The organism is Chryseobacterium echinoideorum (assembly GCF_007474535.1).
GTDB lineage: Bacteria > Bacteroidota > Bacteroidia > Flavobacteriales > Weeksellaceae > Chryseobacterium > Chryseobacterium echinoideorum.
This window is the reverse complement of sequence record NZ_VKNW01000002.1, coordinates 261347-274218: the sequence shown is the minus strand read 5'-3', so window position 1 is coordinate 274218 and position 12872 is coordinate 261347. Positions and strand designations below refer to the sequence as shown.

The window sequence follows — 12872 nt, the reverse complement described above, 5'->3', positions numbered from 1 at the left end:
ACTTATTATGAAACAAAGAACACCGGTTTTTGTAAACATTTTAATTATAACAGGACTTTTAATTGTTTTTTATTATCTGTTTGTACAAAGCTATTCGTTTTTTTCATCACTCTATTTCTGGGGTACTGTAATTATTGGCGGAATCTTGGCCTACATCCACAGTGCTATCGGAGATTTGATAGAAAACAAGAAGTTTGGAAAATTATCAGAGGAAGAGAAAGCAGCTTATCTCGCTGAAAAGAAAATACCTTTTCTTAAGAGACAGTATATGGCTGCATTTAAAAAGCAATCTGAAACTGAAGAAAAAGACATCCTTATTGACCACGGTTTTGATGGCATCATGGAGCTAGATAATCAGCTCCCTAAATGGTGGCTTGGTTTATTCTGGTTTGGAACCGTATTCTGTGTAGTATATATATTTGCTTTTTCTTTCACAGATTTTGCAAGTCCAATTAAGGAATATGAAAAAGAATATAAGGAACAGGAAGCAAGTATTGCAGCTTATATGAAAGATCAGCCGCCTGTAACTATCGAAAGTGCAGAATTTTCTGAAGATAATATTGCTGCAGGAGAAGAGGTATTCAAGACCAACTGTGTATCTTGTCACTCTGAAGGAGGAAGAGGAGGAATTGGTCCTAACTTAACTGATAACTTCTGGAAAAATCAGCCTGAGAAAAAACTGTTTAAAAATGTTTTCCATATTGTAGAAAACGGAGTTACCGGAACAGCGATGCAGGCATGGGGTAAAAATGGTGTGCTTACAGGTAATGACATTCAGAATGTTGCAGCGTATGTTTACTCAATCAATCAGCTTAAAAAGCCTATTACTCCGGCAGAAGGCGGAGCCCCTCCTTACGGGGATGAAGCGAATTGGGAAAAACAGTAATTAAATTTAAAAATATATGAAAAAAACATAATTTGTTATTAGATAAAAATAGTAACGAATTATGTTTTTTCGTTTTTAAAATATACCAAAAAATGTCAAAAATAGAGAATGAAGCCCTTCGAGGCGGACAAGGTCAGGTATTAGATCCTGAAACCTATAGAGATTCTATAGGTACAATGGAACAGTCCGGTAAAAGAAAGTGGGTTTTCCCTAGAAAACCTAAAGGAAAGTATACTAACTACCGGAATTTAGTGAGCTTTATTTTATTGCTGATTTACTTTTCAATTCCATTTATTAAAATTAACGGGAATCCTTTTTTCATGTTCAATGTCATCGACAGAGAATTTTATATTATCGGGCAGCCTTTCTACCCACAAGACTTTTTCATTCTTACTTTGGGTGCTATTGCCTCACTTGTTTTCATCATCGTTTTTACGATTGCATTCGGAAGAATTTTCTGCGGATGGATATGTCCTCAGACAATTTTTTTAGAATCAATATTTCGTAAAATTGAGTATGCTATTGAAGGAGATCGTAATAAGCAAATGAAGCTCGACAGACAGGAATGGAACAGTGAAAAAATATGGAAGCGAAGTCTGAAATGGTCTATATATATTATCGTTTCTTTAATTATTACCCATTTTATGTTTATGTACATTGTGGGATATGAAGAAGTTTTAAATATAATTTCGCAGGGTCCTTTTGCCAATCCTACCAATTTCATCGTGATGATTCTCTTCACAGCAGCATTTTATTTTGTTTTTGCATGGTTCAGAGAGCAGGTGTGTACATTGGTCTGTCCGTATGGAAGATTACAGGGAGTACTTATTGATAAAGACACCATCAATGTTTTTTATGATTTTAAAAGAGGTGAAAACCGTTCTAAATGGAGAAAAGGCGAAGACAGAAAAGCGGCAGGAAAAGGAGATTGTATCGACTGCTTTCAGTGTGTTGTGGTTTGCCCTACAGGGATTGATATCAGAGACGGTCAGCAACTGGAATGTGTAAATTGTACAGCCTGTATAGATGCCTGTGATGAAGTCATGGAAAAAGTAGGCTTGCCAAAAGGATTGATAAGATATGCTTCTGAAAATGAAATAGAAAAGCAAATCCCTTTCAAATTTACCGGAAGAATGAAAGGATTTTCTATAGTATTGATATTTTTGGTAGGATTTTTAGGATTTTTACTTTATAACCGTGGCGAAATGGAAGCAAAATTCATCAAACCGGCAGGAAGTACGTTCTTTGTAAGAGAAGGAAAAATTACCAATACGTATAATTATACATTTCTTAATAAAACCAATGATAAAAAAATTGTTACCATAAAAGTAATTGAGCCATCTCATGCCGAAATAGGTTTCAGTGGTTCTAGCAAAATCACAGTAGACCGTGATAAAATTGCCAAAGGAACCATTAGCATCAGTTTCCCGGAAGCAGAAATGAATTTATCAAAACAAAATATTACCATTGGTGTTTATGATATGAACGGTAAATTGATTGATTCGTACCAGACTTATTTTGAAGGACCTTTTAAATTACAGTTTTAAAGAAAAAATTATGAAGAATTTTACGTGGGGACACGGTATTGTTTTAGCGCTTGCCTCGTTTATTATATTTATTTTATCAATGCTCTTTCTTTTTCCGAACGGACAAAAAAATTCAGAAATGGTGACAGAACATTATTATGAAGAAGAGCTTCAGTACCAATCGGTAATTGATGCAAAAAACCGTGCGGATAAACTGGAAGAGAAGCCGGTCTATTCACAATCACCAAAAGGAATTACTCTCACCTTTCCTTCTGGAATTAATAATTCTAATTCAGCAGTCAGTTTTGTGTTAAACAGATCGGATGATCAGAATTTAGATATAAAAAAGACTGTTCAGCTAGAATCAGACAATTCTTTTACAATCCCTTCATCTGTTCTAAAAAACGGAAATTATACCCTGAGACTGAGCTGGACAAAAGATAAAACAGACTATCGACTCGACTACGATGTGATATGGAAATAGCATTGATTATATCTGCAATAGGTTTAGGCTTCGCATCCGGTTTTCATTGTATCGGAATGTGCGGTCCCATTGCATTATCAATGGGTTTAACCAAAAAGCAGGCAACCAATTATTATCTTCAGAATCTCACCTATCAGTTCGGAAGAATTTTTACCTACGCCTTATTGGGAGGAATTCTCGGCATTATAGGCGAAGGATTTGAAATGGCAGGATTCCAACGCTATCTTACTATTGGTGTTGGAATTTTGCTCATCATCATGGCTTTGTTTTCATTTGGCGGAAAAGATTTTGCCTCAAAAATTCCGTTTATTTCAAAATTTCTTTTTAAAGTAAAATCTAATTTGGGGAAATTACTTCAAAAAGCAGATTACCGGTCAAGATTTTCAACCGGAATTCTCAACGGATTTTTACCCTGCGGAATGGTTTATATGGCGCTCACAGCAAGTCTGGCAAGTGGTGGTATTTGGCAGGGAGCATTTTATATGACCTTGTTCGGACTGGGAACCCTTCCTTTTATGTTTACGGTGGTATTGGTTGGCAATCTGATGAGCCAGACATTCAGGATAAAAGTTCTTAAAGTAGTTCCGGTGGTCATGATTATTTTAGGAGGTCTTTTTATTGTACGGGGTTTAGAACTTGGAATTCCCTATGTTTCACCACGAGCAGAAGCAATGAAGGTATCTCCCGGACATGACCTTGACTGCACCAATACAGACCCCAATCATAAACACGATCCTGAAACTTGTCATTAATTAGATTTAACACTTATTGGAAGAATGGCTTTTTTTCGTAATTAAAAGCCGTAACAACATGTAACCCCTGAACTTTACAATTTTATCTTTTTTTATTCATTCTATATAAGTTTCTTCATTTGAAAGTTTTTAGAATCTAAATTCCATTACAGCTGCGTTTTATTTTATAAGCACAGGATAAATTATCTTACGGTTTCCAGAAAGACCACACGGTGCCATTGTATACCGCCAGCATATGATTGAAGGTGTCATACACCATCATCCCTGACGAAGGATTTACAATATTAAGATGAGGACTTGCCACTCTGGGAAGTATCATCGCTTTATCGGTGTCGGTGAGTACCAATATTCCGGGAGTGGTGTCGGTAGCTCCATTGGTGCCAATAGCTGCCTTCGCAGAACCATTTTCGCTGACATTGCTTTGTAATGAAGTATCTACAGATCCTCCACTGTCTCTCGTCAGATCAAACCAGGTTCCTGCTTTGAGGTATTTTACTTTTGTATCCGAAGAATCAAAGATGATCGTTCCGTCTACCGCTCCGCTCACCGAAGCTGCCGAAGTCACATAAGGTAAAATAAGACCTTTATTTCCGTCTCCAAATTCTAATGATACTGACGAGTTGCTTACCGCTGACTTCCCTATCGCTACCTGAGAAAATGCATAAGCCGATAAAAAAAGAAAAGCTATATTGAGAATATTTTTCATAAGATATTATTTAGCATTAAACAAATTAGTTAGAAGGACAGGTTGGCGTAGACATACAGCTCCATCCCGATGGAGTTCCCGTTGTATTGACCTGAAGACAATTCAACGTAGTGTTGTACACGACCATCCCTTCTACTAGGTTAGACGAAGGAATACTGGCGATCTGTGCAGTGGTAAGCCTGTTGACCACCAATCCTTTGGTTTTAGATTCGAGAGCGGTCCATGCCCCCTTTCTTACCATTGGCCAATTGCTGCCTGAGGCGGTATTCCCTGCTCTGTTCAGAGAAGTAATCCCATGCTGCGTTTCTAAAACAGTTCCGGTGGTCTGAGCAGGCTTGAAACAAGCACTGGAGCTATCGGTATCCGTTTGCGCATTATTTGAAGGATTAGAATCTGTAATATTAGCCGGAGCAGTAACGCTGGCTGTATTGACAAGATCACCTGTAAAGTCTATCGGAATATTTACCGTAATCGTATAAGTAACAGAACCTCCTGCCGGAAGACCCACCAAATCATTGATGGCACCTGTTTGTGTTCCTAAAACAGTGGTCGTAGAACCGGAAGATGCCACTGCGGTATAACTTACGTTTGCTGCAGGAATCCCTGCAGGAACCGCATCTTTAACCAATGCATCCACCACCCCGTAAAGTCCCTGATTGCTAACTACTACCGTGTAGGTCGTACTGCTTCCCGGAACATACGTTAACGTGTTATCTGTCTTTTCGATTCTTAAATCTGTCGTGAATGTAATAGGCATGGTCACACAATGGGCTCCATCGTTACCAGTGCTCGGAGTCGCATCTGATATCAAAACTCTTTCACCCGTGGTCAGGTTAAACTGATAAAAACCTCCGATATTTCGGATTCCGAATACCTCTCCTGTACTCGAAGTGTACATGGCTCCGAAATTTTGACCTGCTCCTGATGGACTGCCTACAGGAGTTACAATTCCTGTGGTAGGATTGATCGTAACAAGCTGACCGGTTATACCATGTACTCCATAAAGAAGACCTGTTGTTATACTGTATCCCATATCAGGAAGGTAAAGGGTAGCCGTCGTATTGTTCGCATACTTTAAAGAAATTGCCGAAGCTGTTTGGGTAATAAGATTGATTTTATAGAGTGTGCTGGTACCTGCGGCAATATTTGCAATCACATAATAATTGCCGGAGTTATCTATCTCTCCTCCGAAATAGTTTGCAGAAGGTAATCCTGTAACAGCGCCGAGGTTGGTGGTAGAGCCATCGGTATTGACCACCCGCAAATTATTGCTTGACTGCTGCATTGCATACATTCTACCATCCAAAGGATTAAGCCCAATACCATTGTAGGCAATCGCTGCCGCACCTATTGATGAGTAGGTAAAAGGAGATACAGAAGTATCTACCGTATAAAGAGTGGTGCTGCCGGAACTTATTGTGGATAAATACATATTGCTGTTGCAGCTGAAACATGGGCTATTACTGGTCGTTACCGTTAATACAGAGGATGTCGTTGTCCCTTCACAATAAGAGTCTTTGACTACTACATAGTAATATTTTGTTCCTGCCACAGAAGTTGGCGGATTATAAGTGGAAGAAGTTGCTCCTGAAATTAAAGTTCCTCCAATATTACTATTCGTAGTATTACTATACCATTGATATGAAAGTGTACCTGTTCCACTAGCTGAAGCAACTAAAGTTTGTGGAGTTCCATTTAAACAAACATTTTGCGTAGGAGGTGTTACAGCAGAAATTGATACAACTGGAGCACAGGATTTGCATATACCCTCAGCAACTGTATTAAGATCTAAAGTCGAAACATTGAAAGTACTAGAAAAAATCATTTTTCTGGGTTTTGTCCCACTTCCTTGAGGATCTCCGGGATTTGGATCTATACTTCCCGTATAAGTTCCCCCTACTGATGCCACCGCAGCTGAAGTACTGCGACTGGCAGCCAGCTCTGCTGCGGTAGCAGTGGACGAGCTGGGAGCTTGCAAGACAACAAAGGTTGCTCCGTTTAATATTTTTAAATTATTATAAATATCAAAGTCACCACCAATTCCAGTATAGTTTTTTGTATCCGCTGAAGTTCCATCTGTAAAAACGAAAATTACAAGCCTATTATTGGGGGTCTTTGTCAAAGTTTTTTGTGGACTTAAAACTGATGCATTAACGGATCCATCTAAAGCATTTTTCAGTATTTCGGCTGCCCCATAGGTGAGAGTTTGATGTCCCATTGCCGTGTAGTAACCTCCTCGTCTTACGAAACTCTTTGCAGTAGTTGCGTTGTTAGTAAATTCAGACTCAATATATAAGTGTGCATCACTTGTATTATAAGTTGATGAATAGTTTACTACCGCAACTCTATTGGATGGATTACATTGTAATACATCATCAATAAGTGTTTTTGTAGAATTGGACATATTTGTCCACTCTGAGGCATCAATTGACCCACTATTATCTAATAGAAATACAGCATCTACTCCCTGTGCTTTTAAATTTGCTGTGATTGTAAATAGACATAGGAGTAGTGTTAAAAGAACTCTATACCGCGTAAAATTATTTTTTTCTTTCATTGTTATTATTTTGAAGATTGGAAATTTTTTTGCGTATTCGTTATTTGCTATATCAAATATGTTTTGATAGAAGCATCGCATTACTACCTACTTCTATACCAGATTCCATTTTTGTACAGCATTATATTTTATAGACCAATTTTCATCTTTCTATGAATTGAATATAAAATTATGGTTTCCAAAAACTCCAATTCGTTCCGTTAAATACTGCTAACTGACGATTTGTCGTATCATAAACCAACATTCCTGCAGATGGATTTTTAATGTTCAGATGTGGTTCTGCAACTTTCGGAAGAATCATTGCTTTGTCCGGATCCGTTAAAACCAATATCCCGGGTGTTGTATCTGTGGATCCGTTAACTCCTATGGCTGCTTTGGCTGATGTAAGCTCTGTTATAGAACTTTGCAAAGAGGTATTCACAGCTCCGTTTCCATCTACGGAAAGATCAAACCAAGATCCTGATTTTTTGTATTTTACTTTTTTGTCTGTAGCATCATATACAATAGTTCCGTCTACAATGGTTTCTGCGCCTGAATATCCGGTAATAAACGGAGCAACATTGCTGGTAGCATTTGTCCAAGGCAAAACAATGCCTTTGTTACCCGTTCCGAATTCTAAGGAAACAGAACTATTGGTTACACTACTTTTTCCTATGGCTACTTGAGAAAATGCAATAGTCGAGAAAAAAAGTGCACTGATTATGAGAAATTTTTTCATTTTTTTGAATTTGTAAAAGTTTGACTTTTAGAAAACTTTGTCAAAGTTTATAAGCCTTGACAAAGTTGTATTAACATTATTTACTGCGGACATGTTTGTGTAGACATGCAATACCAAGCGAACGAGGTTCCTCCGTTTGTTGTAGTATATACCTTCAAACAATTATTGGTCGTATCATACACCATCATTCCTTCAACAAAGTTTGAAGGCGAAATTCCTATAGGAACCTGCGGGGTAAGAGGATCGCTATCTGAATCGCTGAAAGCTACTCTGTTGACCACAAAGCCTTTAGTTTTTGCCTCAAGAACCGTCCAAGCACTTTCTCTTACCATTGGCCAGTTGTCGCCATTGGAACCTGCTCTTCCTAGTGAGGTAATACCGTGTTTCGTCGGATAAGTGTTTCCTGCATCTAGAACCCCAGGTTTGTAGCAGGCAGAAGAACATTGTGAACTTACTGCTCCATTTTGCGAATCTCCTATGGATTGTCCTGTTCCTGCTACTGTAGGAACTCCATTTGTTGTAGCGGTATTTCCAACTGTATTTCCAAGATTTTGGATAACAGGTGTCGTAGAAGTTCCTGTGTAACTTGCTCCTGAATTTCCTCCAGACAATGTAGAAGTTACCAAATTTGATGTAGTGAATGCTGCGCCACCTTCGATAGCATCGCTACAACCGTCTCCGTCTGAATCTAAATCTAAACGATCAGGAATACCATCTTTATCTGTATCACATTCTAGTAACATGGTAACTGCATAGTTTGGTTCTCCGGATGCGACAGTAGTTGAAAATCCGAATGATTTTGGACCGAAATTCATATTGATGTATCTCCAATTTCCATTTTCAACGGTTCCATTATTACTATTAAGATTATTTAATGTTTTTTGAGATGGTAAATCAATGATGCTCCATTGCCCTGCAATAGCTGTTTGATTGGCTAAACCGGGAGTAGTTACCGGAATCACATCTGCATTGTCATAAATATGAATGGTTTTATTATCATTCGCATAATACAGAAGATCGTGAGCCATCCCTAAAAATGCACTCATTGTTCCCGAAACTTTCCAGATAGAAGGTTGTTCGCCGTTCTTTGTCCACCAAATATCTTGTGTAGGGTGTACGGACGCATTGGTAATATTAATAATTACGGCTCCTGAGTTTACCGGATAACCAAATTTTGCGCTTAAATCTGCTGTTACATTTTGGTTTTTAACATTCAAGGCTAATCCAAAATCGGAAGGTAAAATATCTTTTGTTGCCCCTGCTCCAAATGCTGTGATAAAATCATTAACTGTAGTTGGGCATTCTAAAGTATCTAAAATACCATCGTTATCATCATCAAGATCACATCTGTCACTTATTCCATCTCCATCTGAATCCGGGTTGGATGTGGTAATAATACATGGGTCAATTTCAAGATTCAAATAATAGTCTTCCACCTCTCCTCCGCCTGCTGCTGAAAAAGGTCTCAGCACATCAGATTCTTCAAGTGCAACTCTTAATCTTACATAGGTATTTGATGGCAAAATAACTCCCGATGGAATCGCAAAATTGATGTTATAATTTGCAATTCCTGTACTTGCGGGTACTGGCACTAGTGTACCGGTTTCGCCTTCATCTAGGAAATCTCCATCTAAATTCCAATCAATAAATGCGTTTGCAAAAGCTCCATTAGTAGTTGAATTGGTAACTGATATTGGCAAACTATAGGTGCTTGCTGATGGATAAATACTTAATTTAGTCAATTGCAAACCGTCATCTTCAAGTTCTATATTTGCTGCAGAAGAAGGTTGGTTTTGTACTTCTGCATCAGGCGGTAACGCTCCTAAATATAATCCTGTAAATAACGAGTGTGCTGCGGCAACTGGTATTGCTCTTTCATTCAAATCATAGCTTACCGGAGCATCCCCATAATCTCTTTGTACTCCCGAAATATTGACACGGCAAGGGATAACGGTTTCACAACCTATTGATGAGTAAGCCGTCAATACAAAATCTACATAACCATTCGCATAATCCTGCGGATTGATGGTATAGGTCGTTATCGGGTTGGTACTGTTCGCAAAAACTCCATTGGTTCCGGATGACCACTTATAAGAAGCAGCCCCCGAGAAGCTATAGCTAAGATTAATCGTAGTAGCTGTACTGGTAACGGTTGCCGGGCAAGTTCCTCCTGTAAGTACTGGTGCGGCAACTCCAACAACATTAGATGTTACTACTGGTGTTGTTGCAGAATTATTGTTGTACGCTGGATCTATATCGGTTAATTGTGCCGTCAAAGCTGTGGTTCCTGCTGCTGCACTGATATCAATCTTGAAAGAATTAACACCCGGAGCTAATGAGTACACCGCAAAAGTTTTTGCACCTGTCGTATTGGTAAAACCTAAATTGCCAGGTAAAATAATATTGCTCACATTATAAGGCTCAGAAACATAAAGAGAACCGTTATTCAGATTAAGATTGAGCTGAGTATTATAAATAGCAACCGGATATGGATTGGTAATGGTAACCGTTGCAGCCGAAAAGTCTCCTGCACAGACTGATGTCGGGTTCAAGCTTACTGCAACATCTATAGTATGTGTTGTAGAGCAGAATGCATTATCAAACAGGGTAACATTATCATCCAAATGGTTGGAACCATCAAAACCATCACCTACAGTAGCTGAGTTTTGTGCTGTAAAGTTCTTATCCGGATTGATAATAGGGTTGAAATGTGCCGCATTGGTTTTTGTAGCCTGTACGATCGCATCAAAATCATACGTTCCGGCTGCTGCACTGGTCACATCATAGGTATAAGTATAAGTGGCACAAGCCCCGGATGCCAATGGTGCGCATGTTGCGCCAAATTTAAAAACTCTTGCCTGTCCTGCGTCTGTACCTGCTCCATTGTTTTCATATGCGCTACCAGCAACAATTTGTCCATTGGCTGATACTGCCACAAAAAGTCCCCAACGATCTGCCGGCTGCTCCTGAGGGATAGAATTCCTCAAAACCCAAGCACTTCCCACATAGTCATATACACGTACTGTTCCGATAGTGGGATTACTAGGTCCACAAACCACTGTATTACCGGAAGATGACAAGGCTACATCAAAACCAAAATAGTCATTACTACCGCCGGTTGTAAGAGTAGCCCCCTTTTGTACCCACTGGCTTGTTGCAGAGTTCCAGGTATAAAGCTTGACAGCACCACCAATTGAGCTGTAAGTATGTGCGCCGGCAGCAAGTGTATTGCCATCATCCGATATATCAACACTAAACCCTAATAATTGATTAGTAACAGTCCCAACTATTGTTTGACCCCGCTGTACCCACTGGGATGTTGAAGCGTTCCAAGCATAAGATTTAAGAAGTCCCTTTCCATTATTTATTATATCACCTCCTGTCAATAAGAAATTTCCATCCCCTGACATGGCAACAGTTGAAAGTCGATCGTTTGTTGCACCAATAATAGGAGCTCCTTTCAATACCCAAGCTGTCCCATTCCATCTGTAAACGGATACTTTTGAAGTGGTGGAACTAGCCCCATCATTTACAACTGCTAAGGTATTTCCATCATCGGAAAGACTAATTGAACCAGTAGATGTACTAAAATTCTCAGAAATATCTAATCCACGCTGTTGCCAGCTTGATCCGTTCCAGTCATAGATTCTTACAACAGGAGAGTATGCTGGGCTTCCAGTTGCGCTAAGATCAGCTATGGCTACCGTATTTCCATTTCCGGACAAATAGGCACCAGACACATCATTACCTGTTATATCTGACCCTTTTTGAACCCAGTCGGTTCCATTATAACTGTAGACTCTGCGATTCGTAAATGAACCAGCTAACACGGTTAAACCATCATTAGATAAATAAACACCGTCAGAACCGAAATATTCCCCTGCAAATCCGTCAATATCAGTTCCTAATTGAGTAAATGTATTTCCTATGATATCACAAGTGGGCGATGTACTTCCTGTTAATACAAAGTTGGGTGCTGCAAAAGGCAAAACATTGGTAATATTGGCAGGCTGTGGTCCGCTATTGCATATCTGCACGGTGTATTTCACAATGTCATCACACGCCCCTCCTTCTGAAGTTACTGAAGTATTAAGGATCGCCATATCACACCCTGTACCACTTATTAAGTTGGTTCCTGCTGATAGATTATTCTGAGCATCTTTCTCTGGCGATACAGAAAGTTGAGCCTGACTTATAGAAGAAGAAACGGGTACCTGATTCCCGGCTGTATTCCCGTTATAATTAACCAAAGCAAATACAGTCTGTGCTGTTTTCAGGTTCGGTATGTTAACCCCGGTAATGGTTCCGGAAGAAGATGCTCCCGTTGCAATATTTACTGTACCTGCATTATAAACGCCTAATAAATTAGTCCCGGGAATATGTGGGTTTGCATCATATAAGGAGATATAGAGGTTCCCTGAAAAGGCAGCATTTCCTATATTGTTTGCTACATAATTGAGGCTGTATTCTGGTGTGGTTGTACAGTTTTTCACTGTAAAATTGGATAGGCTGACTGTTAAGTCCGGCATTGGAGTAGGAGGAACATAAGTACACGCCTGTGCTGCCAACTGTTTTGCACGTGCGATAACATTCGTTGACAAAGACTGGTAATCTACTGCACTAAAATAACCTCCTGGCGAAGCAACCAATGGTAATGTCTGATCAGGCACTGCATCATCTATTGCCATTACAATGACACTGAAGCCTTTGCTTTTAAGTACAGCAGCAGTAGTAACAAGAGACTGTGGCAATTGTGAAGGATAAGCATCCGTTAAAATAATCATTACCTGAGCTACATTACGACCGGGTATCTGGGGTAAACCCGCAACAACACTTGCTGCGTTCATTCCGTAACTTACGTTGGTCGCTCCATTCAAAATTCTCGGAGCATTTTCATAGCTTACAACATCGCTTAACAGGGTTGTGTAATTGTTGGTAGAGCCGGGAAAATCGTATTGTAAATATTGGTTGGTATTAGAAAAATCTCCTATGGCTATTCTTGTCTGGTTGGTTGCGTTACCAAGCGGAGACATTTCTATAGCCAATCGGGATATGAATTGTTTACTCTGGCTATATTCCAGAGCATCTACAGAGGCAGAATTATCATTCAGTATAAATATATCGGCACCACACTGAGCTTTTATATTTGATAAAAAGGTTGAAATACATAGTAAGAGTATAGAAAAGACTCTTAACAATGTAAAATTATTTTTACGTTTCATCGTTTTGTTATTATTGTATGT

General features: G+C 39.2%; 8 protein-coding genes. 4 read left to right on the top strand and 4 right to left on the bottom strand.

Features of this window, described 5'->3' with window-relative positions; genetic code table 11:
* Nucleotides 1–7: 7 nt before the first annotated feature.
* From FOL89_RS03575 to FOL89_RS03560, 4 genes are all read left to right on the top strand, one after another.
* Nucleotides 8–886 (top strand): c-type cytochrome, encoded by an 879-nt coding sequence (locus FOL89_RS03575; RefSeq protein WP_144281476.1) that lies wholly within the window; start codon nt 8–10, stop codon nt 884–886.
* A 92-nt stretch (nt 887–978) separates the two neighbouring features.
* Nucleotides 979–2433: a cytochrome c oxidase accessory protein CcoG gene (gene ccoG, locus FOL89_RS03570; protein ID WP_144281475.1), complete on the top strand. Its 1455-nt coding sequence runs from the start codon at nt 979–981 to the stop codon at nt 2431–2433.
* A gap of 10 nt (nt 2434–2443) precedes the next feature.
* A complete protein-coding gene (locus FOL89_RS03565; protein ID WP_144281474.1) occupies nt 2444–2896 on the top strand; it encodes a FixH family protein in 453 nt (150 codons plus the stop codon).
* Complete coding sequence (locus tag FOL89_RS03560) at nt 2887–3648, top strand: sulfite exporter TauE/SafE family protein (RefSeq protein WP_144281473.1); 762 nt, start codon at nt 2887–2889, stop codon at nt 3646–3648. The genes FOL89_RS03565 and FOL89_RS03560 overlap by 10 nt, the downstream gene beginning before the upstream one ends.
* 187 nt (nt 3649–3835) lie before the next feature.
* On the opposite strand, the gene FOL89_RS03555 is transcribed toward FOL89_RS03560, so the two are convergent.
* From FOL89_RS03555 to FOL89_RS03540, 4 genes are all read right to left on the bottom strand, one after another.
* Complete coding sequence (locus FOL89_RS03555) at nt 3836–4354, bottom strand: hypothetical protein (protein WP_144281472.1); 519 nt, start codon at nt 4352–4354, stop codon at nt 3836–3838.
* 25 nt (nt 4355–4379) lie between these two features.
* Complete coding sequence (locus FOL89_RS03550; RefSeq protein ID WP_185146903.1) at nt 4380–6911, bottom strand: DUF6923 family protein; 2532 nt, start codon at nt 6909–6911, stop codon at nt 4380–4382.
* Between the two features lie 169 nt (nt 6912–7080).
* A complete protein-coding gene (locus FOL89_RS03545; RefSeq protein WP_144281470.1) occupies nt 7081–7629 on the bottom strand; it encodes a hypothetical protein in 549 nt (182 codons plus the stop codon).
* A gap of 80 nt (nt 7630–7709) precedes the next feature.
* Nucleotides 7710–12851: a vWA domain-containing protein gene (locus FOL89_RS03540; protein ID WP_144281469.1), complete on the bottom strand. Its 5142-nt coding sequence runs from the start codon at nt 12849–12851 to the stop codon at nt 7710–7712.
* Nucleotides 12852–12872 lie beyond the last annotated feature (21 nt).